Raw genomic sequence first — 18,379 nt, 5'->3', positions numbered from 1 at the left:
CAAAATATTATATTTGTAATGAGAAAGAAATGTCCGGAAGAACGGCAGATAATAAATGTCTGCTGCTCTAAAGGAAAGCTTTGGCCTTTTCTATGCTAAATGACTAATATTAATCATAGGAGTATTTTCACTTCTATCGGGTTTATTTCACAGAAGACCGTAGTTCTTATGATATTCACCACCCCCTTTAGTTCCCCCATCAACGGGGAGACAGGTTGCAAATAGCAACGATATAATGCTCTTCCAGAACTTTATAGGTGCTTTGCATATCTCGCGGTCGCTATGCCCTTTGGAGGAGGCAGGGTGAGGAGTTTAAATTTCATTGCCGTCGGGCTTCAGCCGACGGAAAACAAAAAATCCCTCTTAATTTTCATCAATAGGGATTCCGAAATTCTATTTCTTCAATGTATTTTCGTACAATTTAAATATCCGCTTATATTCATCGGTCCAGCTGCTTGGTTCAATGAAACCATGGTCTTCAACAGGATAAACAGCCAGCTCCCAATTGTTTTTTCCAAGTTCAATAAAACGCTGTGTAATTCTAACAATATCCTGAAAATGAACGTTTACATCAACCATTCCATGGGCCATTAATAAATTCCCTTTTAATTTGTCAGCGAAGTAAATCGGAGAGCTTTGTTTGTAAGCAATTGGGTCGTTAAACGGTTCATTTAAAATGTTTGAGGTATAGCCATGATTGTAGTGCGCCCAATCAGTAACCGAACGAAGGGCAGCCCCGCTTGCAAAAACATCCGATTCGTTAAACATGGCCATCAGCGTAATAAAGCCACCATAAGAACCCCCATACAAACCAACGTGTTTAGGATTTACACCGTATTTTTCAACCAAAAACTTAACACCATCAACCTGGTCTGTTAAATCTTTTCCACCCATGTGGCGGTAAATTCCAGTTCTATGATCGCGGCCATAACCCGAACTTCCTGTATAATCAATATCAATTACGGTATAACCATTATCAGCTAGTAAATTGTTGAACATGAACTCACGGAAATAAGTACTCCAGCCAAAGTGAACATTCTGCAAGTAGCCCGCACCATGAACGAAAACAACAGCTGGATGATTTGGATGTGGGTTATCAGATTTATAAACCCTTGCATAAACATCGGTATCATAACGGTTTTTAAACGAAACCATATCGGGTTCACGCCATTTATAAGAATTAAACTCTTTTGTGGTAGACTCCGTAACTTTTACTGCTTTTGCACCAACTTTGTTCGTTTGAATATATAATTCGCCCGGCTTATTCATGTAAGAATAATTGATGGCTAAATACTTTTCATCAGGCGAAAGTGTAATGTCATTTAAGCCCTTCATGGTAGTAATTTGGACAGGTTCTCCACCATTTACCCCAACTTTAAAGAAATTCGTAATTCCGGGATGCTCTTTATTCGCTTTAAAATAAAAGGTAGATTTATCTTTCGAGAGTTGAACAGACTGAACTTCCCATTTACCGGAAGTGAGCTGTTTTTTATCACCGGTTGAAACATTTGCCACCACTAAATGCGAATATCCTGTAGCCTCACTTTGATAGTAAAAGCGATTATTATTTATCCAACCCGTACTTCCCTGAAAAAATCCGCTAATACCAGGACCTCCAATCCAAGCCTCATCATGCTGACGGTCGATTAAGCTAAATTTTCCCGAAGCGGCATCTAACTTTAAAATCCAACGGTCTTTGTTATCAGCAGAAGTCGCTACCATAATTCCTGTACTGCCGTTCTCATTCCACAACGGACCGAAAAAATTAACCAGCCTGTCAGCATTTTTCTTTTTTAAAGTATCGAGTTCTTTCGGGTAATTTTTATAAAAATCTGGAATATCTTTTATGCCTGTAATGGTAGAAGTTTGGATCGAATAAATAGAATCCTTTTGTGTATCGTAGATGTATCCCTGCGAAATATTTTCACTCTCTCCAACCTTTGTTCTGCCAGGAATATCTTCTGTGTAACCCGATGCGGTTACATAGTTGGGAATGATAGTGTTGTGGTTATTAGTGGCTGGCGCAGTTAATTTATAAGTTACAAAACGCCCATCGGGACTAATCACTATTCCATTCAAAAATCTTTCATCAGTATAAAGCGGTTTTAAAGATTTGGTTTCGGCAGATGTTGCGCCAAAACGTCCTCTTGCGCCACGGCCTGTGCCACCACTAGTTTCTGCATTTCTTTTTTTGATGATATCAAACAGTTCTGTTTGTTGTGCTTTCAACCAGCTATCCTGTTCGGCAGCAGGTTTTGCCGCTGTTCTTCCTGCAGCTTTTCCTTTAACAAAATTGGTGATTTGCTTCGTTTCAGCAGTTTTTAAATCAAGTTGAAATAAATTGTCGCCCAATTGATAGACGATATTTCCATTGGTTAAGAAAACAGGGCTGCTTTCTCTTTCCATGGTATTAGTTAGTCTGGTTTCTTTTTTCGTTTTGAAATTTTGAAGATAAATATCACCACTCTTCTCTACCAAGCCCAAAGATTTATCTCTATTATAAACATAATTTACACTCAAAAATTTTTCATCTTCCTTTTCTGCAGCTTTCGTAGGTTTAAATGATGTTGCGGAAATTTTATACAGTTCTTCTTTTGATTTATTTTCAGGGTTCCAATTGAAGTACAAAGTTTTGCTATCGGCTGTCCAGCGGAAGTTTGTAGGCGAAATCCCCATCCATTTTGGATCTCGCATTATTTTTTCAACAGTTAATGGGGCAATTTGTTGTGCAATGGTATATTCCCCCGTGCAAAGCAAAAGGAAAAGTAAATATTTCTTCATGAATTTTCGTTTGGATGCTGCAATTTAGAGAATGCGGGAACTAAATCTGCAAGGAAATGGAAATGTTACAACCGGCGGTTTATTTAACCACAGATAAAAACGATTTCACACAGATAGTGAAGTAAAAAATGCCATGGAAATACAGAAAATATGAGAAAAAGTTTAGGTGGCTAATTGAGTGTAAATCTGTATTTCAATGGTAAAAATATTCTCTTAAATCCGTATTTATCAGTGATAAAAACTATCTGATCACCCGCCCAGTTCTGTCCACGTTAATCAAATCAAATGGCTTTAAGTATTCATTAATAATAACTGAAAACTCTCTACGGGTTAGTACCTTTTTCAAATCATACTTCGAAGAAAATTTATAATTCTTTTTCCATTTCTTTTCAAGCTCAGTTTTGGTTGCGTCAACTGCTTTATTGCCAACATAACAAACCATAGATATGGTGTTTTCTAAATTGATCGGAATATTCTGATGGTCGTCAAACCAGATTTGAGCCTTATAATAGTAATCTTTTAAGGGTTGTTTAATTTCATTGTAGGTAACTTCTTTTTCAGGATTAAAATAAACTTTTCCGTTTTTGATATCGGCTTTCAAAATCCCTGTGATGCCGACTTTCTGTATTGCCAGCCAATTTGAATCTGCTACCTTAACCTCTTCAAAAGGCATAAGCGATAATTTGTAACTCAACAATTCGCCTTGAATTCTTTTTAAATTTGATAAGCTGGTTTTGGTTTTAAAAAATGCGGCATAAGCTGCGGTTGCACCTGCAGCCTGACCGATTTCTAAATTATCAGAGTTGATGTATAAAATATTTTCCTGATTTGGAATTAGCAAATTGTAAAGCGATAGGTATTTCGATGTTCTATTTACCCCTGCAATTGATGTGCGATATAGGTTTTCGCTGTAATTAATAGTATTTGCTTCAGCTGGTTTCAAACTTTCAGTTTTTAGTGCGGGAAGAACTTTTTCGATATGATCAGCTACAATTAAAACCTTTGCTCTAATGCTTTTTTCTTTAGTCAATTTAGCTTCCCAACCACTTCCAGAACGTTTGATTTCATAGTAATTTGTATTGTTGATCACATCAAGAAGTTTCGAGCTGTCAGACCAAATTTTAATAACTGCATTCACAATTTGATTTGTCATTTCAGGTAAGGGAACACTATCAGTAAGTTTTAATGATTTTCTCGCTCTACTTTCAAATGCTTTTGTAACACCATTTTGAGAAAAATTTTTGAAATCACTCAATGTAAAACCATCGCTTTGCGTTAAAATAATGGCATTTACTCCCGATTCTGTAGCTTGAATGCCTGCAGCAAAAGCAGCATTTGAATTTCCTAGAATCAGCACATCTGTTTTAATGGTTTGAGCATGGATAATCAGGGGAATTAAGAATGCGAAAACAAAAAACAATTTTTTCATTGGTGATATTTAAAATTATTGCAATATGCTTTAAATGAATGAATTTTTAATGAAATGAGTTGATTTTAACTAAATTTAAACTTAGAGATAATGCATTCTATTTGACCATATAAAACATTTAAAATTTCATATAGGTTCAATAGCCTTGCATTTTCTTAAATTCCTTAATGGTAAAATTCACTTAAATTTAATAGAAAGACTGCATCTAAAAATCATATAAGACATTTAAGTTTCACATAAGATCAATAGCCTCACATTTTCTTACATCCTTGAATGGTAAAATTCACTTAAATTTAACAGAAAGACTGCATCTAATGACCGTGTAAGACATTTAAGATTTCCTATAAGTTCAATATCCTTATATTTTATTACATCCCTTAAATAGTAAAATTGAGTCTCAGTATTATGGAAGAAAAAATAAAATCAGTTTTCGATTTACAACAGCAATACAAATTCGCTTTGCGCAAGACAGACGCAAAAATACGAATTGAAAAACTCAAAAAACTTAAACAAGCTTTAGAAAATTCGGAAGAAGAAATCTTTGATGCTTTGGAAAAGGATTTGCGTAAAAGCAGGTTTGAAACCGCAGTAACCGAGCTGTTTTTCACTTACGCAGAAATAGACCATGCCATTAAAAAGCTTGCCTCTTGGATGAAACCAAAATCAGTTGGTAAAATCATGAGTAATCTTTTTGCAGTCAACAAAATTTACTATGAACCGAAAGGTGTTTGTTTAATTATTGCACCATGGAATTACCCGTTACAGCTGATCATGAGTCCGCTAATTTCGGCAATTGCAGCTGGAAATTGCGTGATTTTAAAACCATCAGAATTGAGTTCGAATACTGCAGCGGTTATCACTAAAATTATATCTTCAACTTTCGATAAGCAAGAAATAGCCTGTTTTGAAGGCGATGCTGAAATTTCAACAGCATTATTGAAGCTTCCTTTCGACCATATATTTTTTACAGGCAGTACTGCGATCGGTAAAATAGTAATGGCAGCGGCAGCTAAAAATTTAACTTCTGTAACGTTGGAATTGGGCGGAAAATCGCCTGCAATTATTGATGATACCTGCGATTTAAAAAAGGCGGCAGAAAAAATCGCCTGGGGTAAACTGGTTAATGCAGGGCAAACCTGTATTGCTCCTGATTATGTTTTAATAGATGAAAGTTTAGAAGCTGAATTTATTGAATATTATAAATCTGCCGCTGAGAAAATGTTTTTTAAGGAGGGCGAAATTAACAAAACCGTTTATGGAAAAATCATTAATGAGAAACAGTTTCAGCGATTAAATGAATTGATCAGAAATGCTATAGATGATGGCGCTAAGTTGAATTGGAGCGGAAAAGTTGATGAAGAATCGCGAACAATATCACCAACAGTTTTAACTGCTGTAAATGCCGATAACCCAATTATGCAAGAAGAAATTTTTGGCCCGATTTTGCCAATAATACAATACCAAAATTTACAGGAAGCGATCGATTTTGTTAATGGACAAGACAAGCCTCTGGCACTTTATATATTTTCGGATTATTCTAAAAATCAACAAAAAATTATCAGTGAAACCAGTTCTGGTGGAACATGCGTTAATGATGTCTTGGTTCATATCAGCAACCCAAATTTGCCTTTTGGCGGCGTAAATAATAGTGGCATGGGAAGTTGCCACGGAATCTTTGGTTTTAAGAACTTCTCACACGAAAGGGCTGTGGTTTTTCAATCAAAACTCGGCATGACAAAAATGATTTATCCGCCTTATAATATGGGATTGTTAAAATGGTTGAAAAAGCTGCTATGAGGTTGCCACGGAAACACGGATTGACACGAAATAAGATTGATTATTTTCCGTGATTTCTGTGCTTCCGTGGCAAAATAATTCTATTTAAATTCCTATTTTCCCATATGGATTTAGAACAACTTAAATACCCAATCGGCCAATTTATAATGCCCGTAATTTTCGATGAAAAGCAAGCAAAAATCTGGATAGCTGAAATAGGGAACTTGCCTGGACAAATCAAAAAAGCAACAGAAAATTTAAGCGAAGAAGAACTTAATCAAACTTATCGCCCAATGGGCTGGACATTAAGACAAGTTGTTCATCACATTCCCGATAGCCACATAAATGCTTACATTCGTTTCAAGCAAGCAATAACAGAAGATACTCCAATCATCAGGCCGTATTACGAAGAGCGATGGGCCGAAACCGAAGAAGCTAAAAATGGCGAGATCCAAATGTCCATAGCACTTTTAACAGGCCTGCATCAGCGATGGGTATCTTTTTTAAAAACATTGAAAATTGAAGATTATCAACGCAAATACATCCATCCTGCACAAGGAAAAGAACTTACCCTAGCCAATATGTTGGGCATGTATGCGTGGCATGGGAAACATCATTTGGCGCATATAACGAATACAATTTCGAAGACTTAACCTTGTGTTTCAAAACATGGTGAATTTTACATCAACACCAACATTGCAGCACTCATCGCAATCATAATCGCATCTTCAACAATGGTGACTGTACTCATAGGCAAGTTAAAAACAGCACCAAGGCAAGCACATTGAATCTTTTTCTTGTTTAAAACACTTTCTAATACGCCCAAAATGCTAATCGTCATTACAATAAGCGTAACCCAGTTAACAGCAACAGGCGAAAGATTTAATGCAAAACTTAAACCTAATCCAAGTTCTATAAAAGCATAAATATATCCCCAGGCGCTAAATTTTTTCGCAACAATATCATACATCGCATAACTTTCGGCAAAAGCTTTTAAGTTTAACATTTTGAAGAAAGAGAATGTCAGGAAAAATCCCGCCATAAAAATTCGCATGAAAGTCATGAAGTTTACGGCACCATCTTGCCAGGAAACCAGCAACGAAATTGCGGTAACATAACCGAAAATTAATAAAATTGGTTTGTAAGTTATAGCCCAAGATTTTGTTTCTTCGAGCGTTTCGCTGTGGGCTGCTGCTGCAATGTGATACTTACTTTCAGCACCACCCAAAGCCTGCTGCAACGTATCCAAGCCAATGTGTTTATCCATCGAAATCGTGGCAGAATTTGTATCCTTCGAAACTTCTACTGAAGTTACATCCGGTAAAACCAAAAGGCTACTTTTTACTTTATTTTCGCAACCACCACAAGTCATGCCGGTAAGTTGATAGGTATGTGTCATAATACAATGTTTATACAAATTTACCCATCTGGGGGATGAGAACCGTTACAGAATAATCATAAAATGTTATAGAATTTTAAAAGCACGCGAATAATGAAGTGATGTTGGAAATGAATGTTCATTATTCCATCGGGAACGGTAGCTCCGCTTTCCTTACTGCCGATGCTATTTCAGGGCCAATTTTTCGGTAAAGAACCGGCATTCATCCAATCTGGCTTATAAACAAAAGAAACCTGTTCTTGGCGAAACCAAAAAGCAATATAAAACCCTACCATCTAATTAATTCCTATGGTTTAATCGTGGGAAAGCAGTTATGCGTCCAACTTTGTGCCCTCTGTGTATAACTCTGTTTTCTCTGAGGTGAAATAATACTACCCAACCAAAACAGATGTCATCGTTAACGACCCACCCACTGCTTTATCATTAAAGAAAGAAACTTCTTCGCTATCATTCTTCATTCCCAAAGTGTAAATCAATGGCAAATAATGCTCGGGTGTTGGAATGGCCAGCATCGCATCAGCACCTAAATTGCGATAATCGATTAATGGTTTATGGTCTCCATTTGCGATGAGGTTTTTGAATTTATCATTCATCTCATTTGCCCAATCGTAACCACCTCCGTTAATCATTTCCCAGCTTAACATGCGCAGATTATGAACCATATTTCCACTACCTAAAACCAGTACACCCTTTTTACGAAGCGCATAAATTTCTTTGGCAATTTCATAATGTTGCTCAGGCGATTTGGTATAATCAATACTGAGTTGCAGCACAGGAATATTGGCATCGGGATACATGTGTTTTACAACTGTCCAGGTGCCATGGTCTAAACCCCAATCGTGGTCTAAACCTACATTTGTTGCATGAACCAAATCAGGGATTTCAGCAGCTAGTTTCGCATTACCAGGTGCGGGATATTGAACATCGAAGAGTGCTTGCGGAAAACCACCAAAATCATGAATGGTTGATGGGAAATCCATCGCGGTAACAAAAGTTCCGTGGGTGTACCAATGTGCCGAAACCACCAGAACCGCTTTTGGAATGGGAATATTTTTTGCCAAATCAGCCCAACTTTGGCTAAACTCGTTGTTTTCAATACCGTTCATTGGCGAACCGTGACCAATAAAAATAGTGGGCATCAAATCCGTTTGTGGCAAACGTTGAGTAAAATTTCTGAATTGAGATAATGTTGACATGCTATTGAGTTTTCACGTAAAGTTACAGCATCGCCAGTTTTTAGTGCTTGATATATGTTAAGAAAAAAGTACGAATTCCATCAAACCTTTTTACCTCAATATTCAAATTTCATCCAGTGTTTTTCTTTTATCAAAAGCTTGATTTTTATATGCCGATGGCGTTATACCAAGAACTTTTTTAAATTGCGACGAGAGATGTGCAACGCTGCTATAGTTGAGTTGATAAGCAATTTCGCTCAAAGTCAATTCGCCATAAGTGAGCATTTCCTTCGCTTTTTCTATTTTTTGTGCGATGAAATATTTCTCTATGGTTTGATGTTCAACTTCAGAAAAAATAGCGCTAAGTTGAGCATATTCCAACTTTATTTGCTCAGCCAAATAGGTGGATAAATTAAATTTTAACGGCTCTTTGGTATAATGAACCAAATTGATGATGGTAGTCTTAATCTGTTCGGCAATTTGAGTTTTTCTGTCTTCAAGTAACTCAAAACCAAATTGATTTAATTTCTTGGCGATTCTGATTTTATCGTCGGCGGAAATGGTATTTGCCAACGAAACTTCACCCAATTCTACCGAAATAGGATTAAAGCCAAGCTTTTCGAGCTCGGCTTTAACCACCATTTTGCAGCGGTTGCATACCATGTTTTTGATATGCAGATTCATTATTTTGATTTTATGGTTTCGGCAACATCACCGCAATCAAACATCATGCTTCCGTAATACGGATTTTCGATGTTTTCTTTCTCATTTAACCAACTCGCTTTCGCCATAGGGCAATGCTGAACATAAACTGTTGCATTGTTAAATTTGATATTGCGTACGGTTTTAATCATCGCATGAGAAATTCCCTCGAATGATTTCCTTTGTGCTTTGATGTCTTTCCCTGCTGCTAATTCTGTTGCTTTTGCCTTGATTATTTTAGCCTGTTCCATCCAAAGGGTGTGTTGCGTGGCGGGCAAATCTTTGTGAGGAATTGCATCAACCTTTGCTGATAATGTTTTAACTTTTTCAGCAGCTACATCTTTTTTATCAGTAGCTAAAGCATTTTTAACATCATAATATGCGGTTAATAATTGGTTAAAAGCAGCATCGGTTTTACTTTGTGCGAAAGTTAATTTTGTGGTTGCGATGGCGATTATAGCCATCATTATCATAATTTTTTTCATCTTGAGTATATTGTTTTATTTGTGATGAAGCTTGTGTAAGCAGTAAATAATTAAACTTTCGATACTTACACAGGTTTCATAATATTATTATTTTAAAACGTTAAAAAAGTTAAATTCTGCTCTTAGCAGATACATGTTTTTGGTGTAGCGATTGGCCATATTTCCTGTCGCCTGAAAGCGGTATCCTAGATCGATTCTGGTTCTGCTATTTAAGATGACCTGAACGGCTGGTGCCAGATCTAAATAAGATTCGCCCGAACTTGGATCGGTTTTCCCCAACATTTCAAAATATACGTTGAAATTAGGCTCCTTATAATCTTTATACACAAAAGGCAAAACTAAATATCCTGAAGATAAACTGTAGGAAAACATATTATTAGGTCTTGGCATGTGGTGTATTTGCCTTTCAGAATCCTTAAAAGAATGCGCATAACCCAAAGTTGCAGAAAGGGCAAGCTTATGCAAAAGTTGCGTAAAAATTAAACCTCCCTGATATCCGCTGTTGTCTCCTTCTAAATTAATATCCCTGGTGTATGTAGGTCTTCTACTCGAACTTATTCTTCCGAAAGCAGCAGCTCTGAAATGGCTTTGCGCTTCATCAATAGATAAAAATCTATATTTCAAGTATAAACTTCCGCCCTCTAAACGATATTTTCCATCCATGTCTGATAAGAAACCCTGAGCATGCATCATCAGGTTTTTATTGAAACCGAACATAACTTCAGGAATAGTTCTGCTTACAAAACCAGGGTTATTAAACATCCCCTCGTTTGTTAAACGAACACCAACTGATTTGGTAGGCATGTTGCTTGCAGGCTCTGTAAATACATATAATTCCTGACTGAATGCCATGTTACTGGCGCCAATTAAAATTAGCACCAAAAAGAAAATTCTTCTCATTTTAAGAAAGAACTAAGTGATAAACACGCATTTTCTTTCCATTTACCACAGCCGTACCGCTGGCATAAGCATCAGAATTAACCGTTGCCGATTGCTTTTTAAAAGCCGAACCTGAAATGAAATTCTTATCAACAACCGCTGCTTTTACAGTGCCGTTTAAGGTTTTGTTTTTAGCGTTTACGAAACGATAAACGTTTCCATCAACAATCGCCTGACCTTTTTCATCAACTTTTACCTGGTTAAATGTAAAATCTGCGGTTAAGCCGCCAACAGAAAAACCAGCATCCTGAACTTTCTTGCGTACCATGTCCAAGTTGATATCAGCACCTTTTTTAAAGGTTAGAACGAAGATGTTTTTATTTAAATCTGGCTTTACAGAATTTATGAAGCCTAAAGTTTCTAAAGATTTTTGTGTGGCATTTGAGCACATTGAACAAGTTAAACCTGTTACCTGTAAATCTGCTGTAGAAATTTGTTGTGCCGAAACATTAACGGCGAAGAATAGCATAATGATGCTGAATAATTTTATAGTTTTCATGATTTTTTGAAATTAGAATTTAAGAAAATGTTACATAGAGCCCTTCGAAATGCCTTATGCACCGAATGGCGAATGATAATCCTAATTCCTAAAAATACAGTTGAAAACATGCAAGGCAACCCGCGAGGAAAGTGGGGGCGCTTTGTTGCTAAGTTTGCTTAAAAAAGCTGGGGTAATGTTACTTAGAAATTCTAAAACAGGCGGATGCAGGAAAAGTTGAATCGAAAACAAATCAGGTACTTTTGTTTGTGCCTCTGTTTGGTGACTATCCTTTACCTTAACCGTTACCTGCGTATTTTTGCAACAGCCATCATCCTTTATCTTTTCAGCAGGAATGTCTGCACAAAATTTACAGGAAACTGCATCACTGAATAGCTTTACATTTTCCAGTTTACCTCCACAAAAATGCAAACTTAAAGCCAAACCCATAACACTAACCGCATAGAATACGGCCAAAGAAAGTGCTATTTTTTGTTTTAACTTCATGATTACAAAGGTAAGGCAAAAAAATCCGAATAATAAACCTCTTTATTTATTGAATTTCATTTTTTACCTTAATTTAGCCTCAAACACTATTAAAATGAAGAAATTTTTATTTTTTATCTGTACATTTTCAATGCTTTCTGCTTTCGCTGCCAAGCCGAAAAACCAATATATCCGCATTAAAACCGAGTTTGGAGAATGTGTTGTAAAACTTTATAATCAAACTCCTCTCCATCGTGATAACTTTTTAAAACTTACAAAGGCCGGGTATTATAACGGCACCTTATTTCACAGAGTGATAAAAGATTTTATGATTCAGGGTGGAGACCCAGATTCAAGAAATGCGAAACCAGATTCTTTATTGGGTGAGGGAGGGCCCAAATACACCATCCCAGCTGAATTTAGAGATAGTTTGTTCCACAAAAAAGGTGTTCTGGCTGCAGCAAGAGATAATAATCCTGAAAAGGCATCAAGTGGAAGTCAGTTTTATTTGGTTCAGGGAAAGGTTTTTACTGATGAACAATTAAATAGTGTTGAAGAGAAACGGTTAAAATTTAAAATCCCCGATTGGCAAAGACAGGTTTATAAAACCATTGGCGGCGCACCGCATTTGGACAGAAATTATACTGTTTATGGGGAAATTGTTGTTGGCTTAGATATGGTTGATCAAATCGCTGCGTTACAAACTGATAAAAATAATCGCCCTAAGCAAGATGTTAAAATGGATATTACGATTTTGAAAAGGAGAGAGGCGAAAAAGCTGGAAAAGCAGTTGATGCAGGATTCTTTGAAAGATAAAATGTTAATGAAATCTTAATGAAAATCATTTCCTACAACGTTAACGGAATCCGGGCGGCAAGCACCAAAAACTTCTTTGGATGGTTACAAGCTACCAATGCCGACATGGTTTGCCTGCAAGAAGTAAAAGCATTGCCCGTACAAATTCCCGAAATTATTGCATTGGTTGAGCAACTTGGCTATCATCATTATTGGTTTCCAGCGGAGAAAAAGGGATATAGCGGCGTGGCAATTCTAACCAGAGTAAAACCCAATCACGTAGAATATGGTTGTGGCGAGGAATGGATTGATAGAGAAGGCAGGATTTTACGGGCCGATTTCGATGATTTTTCACTGATGAGTTTGTACATGCCATCAGGCTCGAGTGGCGATGAGCGGCAAGTAAAAAAATACGAATTTATGCGATTCTTTGATGGATACATTGGCGAATTACGCAAAGAAATCCCTAATTTAATTGTTAGCGGAGACTATAACATTTGCCATACCTCGATTGATATCCATAATCCAAAATCGAATGCAAATTCGTCGGGATTTTTGCCTGAAGAACGTGAATGGATGCAGCTATTTCTGGATAATGGTTTCATCGATACTTTCCGCCATTTTAATAAAGACCCGCATCATTACACCTGGTGGAGTTATCGTGCGGGCTCACGAGGGAAAAACCTGGGTTGGCGCATCGATTATCATTTGGCAACAAAGCCAATGGAAAATCGATTAAAAAATGTTAGAATTTTGCCCGATGCCATTCATTCTGACCATTGCCCTGTTTTGCTAGAAATAGAGTAAGGTTATTAGTTATGTGTTACGGGTCTAAACTTGTAACTTTCAACTCATAAATTGTAACCCAATATATGCTAATCACAAATATTAAAGGTCTTGTAGGTTTACATCCAAAGGATAAATTGGTTCTTCGCGGGAGCGAGATGAACGATTTACATGTTTTGGAGAACGCCTGGCTTTTAATGGAAGACGGTTTTATTAAAGATTTTGGCAAAATGAGCGAAATTCCATCTTCCATTTTACATCTACCGTCTACCAGCGTAAGTGGTAAATACGTTTTCCCGTCATGGTGCGATAGCCATACGCATATCGTTTTCGCCGCATCGCGGGAGGAAGAATTCGCGTTGAAAATTCAGGGCAAAACCTATGAGGAAATTGCGGCCGCAGGTGGAGGGATTTTGAACTCTGCTGCTAAACTTCAAAACGCCACTGAAGACGAATTATTCGAAAGTGCTTCAATTCGGCTGAATCAAATGATTTTGCTGGGAACAGGTGCTATTGAAATTAAGAGTGGCTATGGCTTAACCGTTGAAAGCGAAATTAAAATGCTTAGGGTAATTAAAAAACTGAAAAATGCATTTCCAATTCCTATAAAAGCTACATTTCTTGCCGCTCATGCTTATCCAGCGGCTTTTAAGGAAGATCATCAAGGTTATATAGACTTAATTATTAATAAAATGCTGCCTCAAATTGCAGTAGAAAAACTGGCCGATTATATTGATGTTTTTTGTGAAAAGGGATTTTTCTCTGTAGAAGAAACCGATCAAATTTTAAAAGCTGGAGCCCAATATGGTTTAAAACCTAAAATTCATGCCAACCAACTTTCAGTTTCGGGGGCGGTAGAAATCGCAGTAAAAAACAAAGCCATTTCTGTCGACCATCTTGAAGAAACTAATGAGGAAACCATTGATAGCTTACAAAATTCCAATACCATTGCTACGCTTTTGCCATCGTGTTCTTTTTATTTGGGAATTCCTTTTGCCAACGCTAAAGGTATAATTGATGCAGATGTTTCTGTGGCGCTTGCTACAGATTTTAATCCTGGCTCAACGCCGTCAGGAAATATGAATTTTGTAGTTTCCTTGGGTTGTATAAAATTGAAAATGCAACCCGAACAAGCCATAAATGCGGCAACTTTAAACGGAGCGGCGGCAATGGAGATCAGCAAAGAATATGGGAGCATTGCGATTGGCAAACGAGCCAATTTATTCGTCACAACACCGATGCCTTCAATCGCTTACTTGCCCTACAGTTTTGGTGAAATGCAGATCGAAACCATCATTTTAAACGGGGAAATTTTTAATGGATAGCCTTAAAATATATTCCCAAAGCGATATCAATCATCTAATTATTCATCGGGATGGCGAAACCAAACTCGGGGAAAGAGTAGAAATATATCATCCTAGTGGGGAAAATATTTTATCTACAGCGGCTATTTCTATGAAAGGATTAGCGAAAAGCAAAGCAAAATTCGTGCTTTTGGGCATTCCTGAAGATATTGGTATTCGGGCTAACGCTGGTATTGCAGGCGCATCTACAACCTGGGGGCCAGCTTTGATGGCTTTTCTGAATATTCAAAGCAATCGCTTTTTATCTGGAGAGGAACTTTTGGTTCTGGGACATCTTGAAATAGATGAACCGGAAGATTCATCAATTGAGGGCTTGAAAAATAAAGTTGCAGAAATTGATGATTTAATTTATCCCATAATTCAAAAAATTGTACAAGCAGGTAAAATCCCTATCGTTATCGGCGGCGGACACAACAACGCTTATCCAATTATAAAAGGAACTTCACTTGCAAAAAATCAAGCCATTGATGTTTTAAATATTGATGCACATGCCGATTTACGCAAACAGGAGGGAAGACATAGCGGAAATGGTTTTACTTATGCTTTGAAGGAAGATTATCTAGCAAATTACCTCATGTACGGTTTGCATCAAAACTATAATAACGAAGAAATCTTAAATCAAATTGAAACTAACCCAAAGCTTAAAGCGGTCTTTTTTGATGATATTTTAAAGGGTGTAGACAATAAAGATTTCCTTAATGGAATGTCATCTTTCGCAGGTTTGGAGATAGATTTGGATTGCATTCAAAATGTACTTTCGAGTGCAGAAACACCATCTGGATTTGCTGTAAATGATATTAGGAAATTGATTTTAACAAACGGAAAGGAGTTTTCCTATTTACACATCAGCGAAGGTGCTACAAGGATGCTTGATGGTAGGGTTAGTAAATTAACATCGAAACTGATTGCTTATTTGATAAGTGATTTTATTAAGGCGCAAGCATAAATTGTTGCCCGCAGATTTTGGGGATTTACGCAGATTTAATTCTAATAAAATATCGAAAAGGTTAATTAGCCGTCATTTCGACCGAAGTGGAGAAATCTTTGAGCCAGGCTGTTAATATAAAAAAGACGAGCTTTCTACAAATGCTCCGCCTCGTATTTTTCGCCAGCCTTTAACATCAATTCGATTTGCTTTAAATCATCAGCTGTAAGCTCTTCTTTTTCCTGCAATTCGAATACCGCGATCATGTTGTCTTCGTATTGTTTTTCGGTTTTGATAACGATTTCCTGTCCCATGATTGCAAGCTTAAAATTTGATGGTTTCTGTTGGTGTAATGCAATAATCCAATTGGATGTCGTGTTCATTCATATCATCAATTTTATCAATTGCAGGCAACAAAGATAAGCCTATTTTTTGAGCATTTATATTTTCGAGAAAACGATCGTAAAAGCCTTTCCCATAGCCTACTCTGTAACCATGCTTATCAAAAGCCAGCAGCGGAATTAATACCATATCAACTTCTCCATCGTGTATAATTCCCTTTTGCGGCTCTAAAATATTATAAAGGTTTTTCTGCAAATCATCTACACCTAAATATTCGTGGTTAGTCATTAGGGCAGTTTCAAAATCGGCTTTTGGAACAATAATTTTAATTTGAGGATGAATTTCAGTCAGCCATTCAATCAGGAGAAAAGTATTAGGTTCTTTCTTTTCTTCAATAGGTAAAAAGATGTGCAGCGTTTTTATTGAACTAAAATCCAGTGCAATAAATTGGTTCAACAATCCGGTATTCAGCGATTGATATTCATCGTTGGTAATTGTTAATCTGTTTTTTAAAGCTTGCTTTCTGATTTCGGATTTTAACATGGCTTTCAAATTTATGTATTTTATAACAACTTGAAATATCGCTCTTGGCGCTTAACAATGGAACAAACTTACACTGGCTTAGTTTCTAAACCCGATAGCAGTGGAAATACTGCTCGAACTAAGGCTTGTTATTAATACATGGATACTTTTTGATGTACCTTAGAAATAGATTGCCTCATCGTTCCTCCTTGCAATGACAATGTAGGAAAGGAAGAAGAAGCCAAAAAGATTGGAACAAATAGCGGGGCTAAGGCTTCCGAAGAACTGCCGGCATTCATTTTCAAAAGAAAATCATTCCATCACTTTTCCGTGTAATCCGTGTTTCCGTGGCAAATAATAAAAATAAACTGCTGATACCCCCTCTCTGAAAAAGAGGAATGAATCTCGCAGAATCTAAATTCTATGTAAACAAAAAAGCCCTTGAAAACAAATTCAAGGGCTCATTTTAAGATTTTATAAACTATTTCACACGCTCTACATACTCACCTGTACGCGTATCAACTTTAATTTTATCGCCCTGGTTTACAAACATCGGCACTTTAACCTCCACACCATTTTCAAGAGTTGCAGCTTTCAATGCATTTGTAGAAGTATCGCCTTTAACAGCTGGCTCTGAATAGGTAATCTCGAATTCAGCAAAGTTTGGCAGCTGACCCATAATCGCTTCATCGCTTTCCATAGAAACGATAACGCTCATTCCTTCTTTTAAGAATTTAATGGCTGAACCAAACAGTGTTTTCTCCACGTTATATTGTTCGTAAGTGTTATTGTCCATTACCACCAAATAATCACCATCTTCATACAGATATTGATAATCGCTGGTTTCAACGCGACAAATTTCAACCGCCTCATCGGTTCCCATACGAGCTTCAACAATTCTGCCCGATTTAATGTTACGAAACTTACCAGTGTAAAAAGCGCCGCCTTTACCTGGTGTACGGTGATTCCATTCGTCAACAGTAACCAATTCGCCGTTTAAACGCAGGATGTTACCATTTTTAATTTCTGATGCTTTTGCCATATCGTGTGATCCTATTTTTGGATTTTATATTTCAGTTTTTTGTGTTGGCAAAGGTAAAATTATTTTAATAAAAACCTATAAAGGTTTAGGGCGGACGGTGTTATAACTTACTTAACACGCTCCATGTACTCGCCAGTTTTTGTATCTACTTTAACTTTATCTCCCTGGTTAATAAATAATGGAACCCTAATTTCAGCACCTGTTTCTACTGTGGCATATTTTTGTGCGCTGGTCGATGTATCGCCTTTTACAGCAGGCTCGGTGTATGTAATTTCGAGCTCAACACTGTTCGGTAATTGCGCAACAATCGGCTCCTCGCTTTCGAAAGCCACGGTTACATTCATTCCTTCTTTTAAAAATTTAATTGAGCTACCGAAAAGCAACTTTGGTATATTATATTGTTCAAAAGTATTGTTGTCCATCACTACCAAATAATCGCCATCCTCATATAAATATTGGTAATCGTTGGTTTCCACGCGGCAAATCGTTACTTCTTCATCAGTGCGAAAACGATACTCAACAATTTTACCGGTTTTTACGTTACGCATGCGGGCCTGATAAAATGCTCTTAAATTGCCTGGTGTTCGATGAATGTATTCTTCTACGCTTACCAACTCTCCGTTAAAACGAAGCACATTTCCGCCTTTTACTTCTGATGCCTTTGCCATTATAAATTATGATTTTTGAGCATCAAAGTTAAATAAAGGATTTTTGATTTGGAAAGCAAAACCTCGAATTAATCGGTCGCTGCAGCCCCGCTTTCTGCTTCAATATTTTTTGTAATAATAAACCTGGTAGGTTTTTAAAAAACCTACCAGGTTTATCAAAAAAGTATCCATGTATTAATAAGAGCCTTAGTTCGAGAAGTAGTCAAACTTGCTACAATAAAAAGATAATTTTATACTCAAAACTAAGGCTTATGTCAAATATACGTGAAATTGTAGATTTTTCAG

19 protein-coding genes are annotated in these 18,379 nt (G+C 36.9%); 6 read left to right on the top strand and 13 right to left on the bottom strand.

Annotation, left to right across the window (positions count from 1 at the left end):
* Positions 1-393 precede the first annotated feature (393 nt).
* Positions 394-2,781, bottom strand: a complete 2,388-nt coding sequence (locus tag LUA91_RS20415) for a prolyl oligopeptidase family serine peptidase (RefSeq protein ID WP_231427966.1) — start codon at positions 2,779-2,781, stop codon at positions 394-396.
* 241 nt (positions 2,782-3,022) lie between these two features.
* Entirely contained in the window at positions 3,023-4,210 is a 1,188-nt protein-coding gene (locus LUA91_RS20410) for a hypothetical protein (RefSeq protein ID WP_231427965.1), read from the bottom strand.
* Between the two features lie 405 nt (positions 4,211-4,615).
* Between LUA91_RS20410 and LUA91_RS20405 the strand changes: the two genes are divergently transcribed.
* Together LUA91_RS20405 and LUA91_RS20400 are read left to right on the top strand one after the other, a co-directional pair.
* Positions 4,616-6,007: an aldehyde dehydrogenase family protein gene (locus LUA91_RS20405; protein WP_231427964.1), complete on the top strand. Its 1,392-nt coding sequence runs from the start codon at positions 4,616-4,618 to the stop codon at positions 6,005-6,007.
* Positions 6,008-6,111: 104 nt separating this feature from the next.
* Positions 6,112-6,639, top strand: a complete 528-nt coding sequence (locus LUA91_RS20400) for a YfiT family bacillithiol transferase (RefSeq protein WP_231427963.1) — start codon at positions 6,112-6,114, stop codon at positions 6,637-6,639.
* 26 nt (positions 6,640-6,665) lie between these two features.
* Here the strand turns inward: LUA91_RS20400 and LUA91_RS20395 are convergent, their stop codons facing one another.
* The 7 genes from LUA91_RS20395 to LUA91_RS20365 all read right to left on the bottom strand — a co-directional run bounded on the left by LUA91_RS20395 (position 6,666) and on the right by LUA91_RS20365 (position 11,671).
* Complete coding sequence (locus LUA91_RS20395; protein ID WP_231427962.1) at positions 6,666-7,385, bottom strand: heavy-metal-associated domain-containing protein; 720 nt, start codon at positions 7,383-7,385, stop codon at positions 6,666-6,668.
* A gap of 371 nt (positions 7,386-7,756) precedes the next feature.
* On the bottom strand, positions 7,757-8,581 hold the full coding sequence (gene ygiD / locus LUA91_RS20390; RefSeq protein WP_231427961.1) for a 4,5-DOPA dioxygenase extradiol: 825 nt from the start codon (positions 8,579-8,581) through the stop codon (positions 7,757-7,759).
* Positions 8,582-8,683: 102 nt separating this feature from the next.
* Positions 8,684-9,244 carry an AraC family transcriptional regulator gene (locus LUA91_RS20385; protein WP_231427960.1) on the bottom strand — a complete coding sequence of 187 codons (561 nt, stop codon included), beginning with the start codon at positions 9,242-9,244 and terminating at the stop codon, positions 8,684-8,686.
* Positions 9,244-9,729, bottom strand: coding sequence for a DUF3347 domain-containing protein (locus tag LUA91_RS20380; RefSeq protein WP_231427959.1), 486 nt, complete (start codon positions 9,727-9,729; stop codon positions 9,244-9,246). The genes LUA91_RS20385 and LUA91_RS20380 overlap by 1 nt, the downstream gene beginning before the upstream one ends.
* A gap of 105 nt (positions 9,730-9,834) precedes the next feature.
* Entirely contained in the window at positions 9,835-10,647 is an 813-nt protein-coding gene (locus LUA91_RS20375; protein WP_231427958.1) for a hypothetical protein, read from the bottom strand.
* A gap of 1 nt (position 10,648) precedes the next feature.
* Positions 10,649-11,185, bottom strand: coding sequence for a heavy-metal-associated domain-containing protein (locus tag LUA91_RS20370; RefSeq protein ID WP_231427957.1), 537 nt, complete (start codon positions 11,183-11,185; stop codon positions 10,649-10,651).
* An 81-nt stretch (positions 11,186-11,266) separates the two neighbouring features.
* The gene (locus LUA91_RS20365) at positions 11,267-11,671 is read right to left on the bottom strand and encodes a hypothetical protein (protein WP_231427956.1); all 405 of its coding nucleotides are present in this window, start codon (positions 11,669-11,671) and stop codon (positions 11,267-11,269) included.
* A gap of 94 nt (positions 11,672-11,765) precedes the next feature.
* Between LUA91_RS20365 and LUA91_RS20360 the strand changes: the two genes are divergently transcribed.
* The 4 genes from LUA91_RS20360 (at position 11,766) to LUA91_RS20345 (ending at position 15,541) form a co-directional block, all read left to right on the top strand.
* Positions 11,766-12,485, top strand: coding sequence for a peptidylprolyl isomerase (locus tag LUA91_RS20360; RefSeq protein WP_231427955.1), 720 nt, complete (start codon positions 11,766-11,768; stop codon positions 12,483-12,485).
* Positions 12,485-13,252 carry an exodeoxyribonuclease III gene (locus tag LUA91_RS20355; protein ID WP_231427954.1) on the top strand — a complete coding sequence of 256 codons (768 nt, stop codon included), beginning with the start codon at positions 12,485-12,487 and terminating at the stop codon, positions 13,250-13,252. The genes LUA91_RS20360 and LUA91_RS20355 overlap by 1 nt, the downstream gene beginning before the upstream one ends.
* A 65-nt stretch (positions 13,253-13,317) precedes the next feature.
* Positions 13,318-14,556 carry an imidazolonepropionase gene (hutI, locus tag LUA91_RS20350; protein WP_231427953.1) on the top strand — a complete coding sequence of 413 codons (1,239 nt, stop codon included), beginning with the start codon at positions 13,318-13,320 and terminating at the stop codon, positions 14,554-14,556.
* Positions 14,549-15,541, top strand: coding sequence for a formimidoylglutamase (locus LUA91_RS20345; RefSeq protein ID WP_231427952.1), 993 nt, complete (start codon positions 14,549-14,551; stop codon positions 15,539-15,541). Before hutI ends, LUA91_RS20345 begins: the two co-directional genes overlap by 8 nt.
* A 134-nt stretch (positions 15,542-15,675) precedes the next feature.
* Here the strand turns inward: LUA91_RS20345 and LUA91_RS20340 are convergent, their stop codons facing one another.
* The 4 genes from LUA91_RS20340 to efp (LUA91_RS20325) form a co-directional block, all read right to left on the bottom strand.
* Entirely contained in the window at positions 15,676-15,834 is a 159-nt protein-coding gene (locus LUA91_RS20340; RefSeq protein ID WP_231427951.1) for a hypothetical protein, read from the bottom strand.
* Between the two features lie 10 nt (positions 15,835-15,844).
* Entirely contained in the window at positions 15,845-16,405 is a 561-nt protein-coding gene (locus tag LUA91_RS20335) for a 5-formyltetrahydrofolate cyclo-ligase (RefSeq protein ID WP_231427950.1), read from the bottom strand.
* A 460-nt stretch (positions 16,406-16,865) separates the two neighbouring features.
* Positions 16,866-17,426, bottom strand: a complete 561-nt coding sequence (gene efp, locus LUA91_RS20330; RefSeq protein WP_231427949.1) for an elongation factor P — start codon at positions 17,424-17,426, stop codon at positions 16,866-16,868.
* A gap of 107 nt (positions 17,427-17,533) precedes the next feature.
* On the bottom strand, positions 17,534-18,094 hold the full coding sequence (efp, locus tag LUA91_RS20325; protein ID WP_231427948.1) for an elongation factor P: 561 nt from the start codon (positions 18,092-18,094) through the stop codon (positions 17,534-17,536).
* Positions 18,095-18,379 lie beyond the last annotated feature (285 nt).

The sequence above is a fragment of the Pedobacter sp. Leaf250 genome (genome assembly GCF_920984735.1).
GTDB lineage: Bacteria > Bacteroidota > Bacteroidia > Sphingobacteriales > Sphingobacteriaceae > Pedobacter.
The sequence above is the reverse complement of the archived record's forward strand: the minus strand, read 5'-3'. Positions and strand labels throughout refer to the sequence as shown.

Excerpts from the sequence above, each read along its gene's own strand:
- LUA91_RS20370 (WP_231427957.1), bottom strand. The coding sequence starts at position 11,185 with ATGAAAACTATAAAATTATTCAGCATCATTATGCTATTCTTCGCCGTT.
- ygiD (WP_231427961.1), bottom strand. The coding sequence starts at position 8,581 with ATGTCAACATTATCTCAATTCAGAAATTTTACTCAACGTTTGCCACAA.
- LUA91_RS20360 (WP_231427955.1), top strand. The coding sequence starts at position 11,766 with ATGAAGAAATTTTTATTTTTTATCTGTACATTTTCAATGCTTTCTGCT.
- LUA91_RS20365 (WP_231427956.1), bottom strand. The coding sequence starts at position 11,671 with ATGAAGTTAAAACAAAAAATAGCACTTTCTTTGGCCGTATTCTATGCG.
- hutI (WP_231427953.1), top strand. The coding sequence starts at position 13,318 with ATGCTAATCACAAATATTAAAGGTCTTGTAGGTTTACATCCAAAGGAT.
- LUA91_RS20380 (WP_231427959.1), bottom strand. The coding sequence starts at position 9,729 with ATGATGGCTATAATCGCCATCGCAACCACAAAATTAACTTTCGCACAA.
- LUA91_RS20410 (WP_231427965.1), bottom strand. The coding sequence starts at position 4,210 with ATGAAAAAATTGTTTTTTGTTTTCGCATTCTTAATTCCCCTGATTATC.
- LUA91_RS20405 (WP_231427964.1), top strand. The coding sequence starts at position 4,616 with ATGGAAGAAAAAATAAAATCAGTTTTCGATTTACAACAGCAATACAAA.
- LUA91_RS20335 (WP_231427950.1), bottom strand. The coding sequence starts at position 16,405 with ATGTTAAAATCCGAAATCAGAAAGCAAGCTTTAAAAAACAGATTAACA.
- efp (WP_231427948.1), bottom strand. The coding sequence starts at position 18,094 with ATGGCAAAGGCATCAGAAGTAAAAGGCGGAAATGTGCTTCGTTTTAAC.
- LUA91_RS20345 (WP_231427952.1), top strand. The coding sequence starts at position 14,549 with ATGGATAGCCTTAAAATATATTCCCAAAGCGATATCAATCATCTAATT.
- LUA91_RS20400 (WP_231427963.1), top strand. The coding sequence starts at position 6,112 with ATGGATTTAGAACAACTTAAATACCCAATCGGCCAATTTATAATGCCC.
- LUA91_RS20385 (WP_231427960.1), bottom strand. The coding sequence starts at position 9,244 with ATGAATCTGCATATCAAAAACATGGTATGCAACCGCTGCAAAATGGTG.
- efp (WP_231427949.1), bottom strand. The coding sequence starts at position 17,426 with ATGGCAAAAGCATCAGAAATTAAAAATGGTAACATCCTGCGTTTAAAC.
- LUA91_RS20355 (WP_231427954.1), top strand. The coding sequence starts at position 12,485 with ATGAAAATCATTTCCTACAACGTTAACGGAATCCGGGCGGCAAGCACC.
- LUA91_RS20340 (WP_231427951.1), bottom strand. The coding sequence starts at position 15,834 with ATGGGACAGGAAATCGTTATCAAAACCGAAAAACAATACGAAGACAAC.
- LUA91_RS20375 (WP_231427958.1), bottom strand. The coding sequence starts at position 10,647 with ATGAGAAGAATTTTCTTTTTGGTGCTAATTTTAATTGGCGCCAGTAAC.
- LUA91_RS20415 (WP_231427966.1), bottom strand. The coding sequence starts at position 2,781 with ATGAAGAAATATTTACTTTTCCTTTTGCTTTGCACGGGGGAATATACC.
- LUA91_RS20395 (WP_231427962.1), bottom strand. The coding sequence starts at position 7,385 with ATGACACATACCTATCAACTTACCGGCATGACTTGTGGTGGTTGCGAA.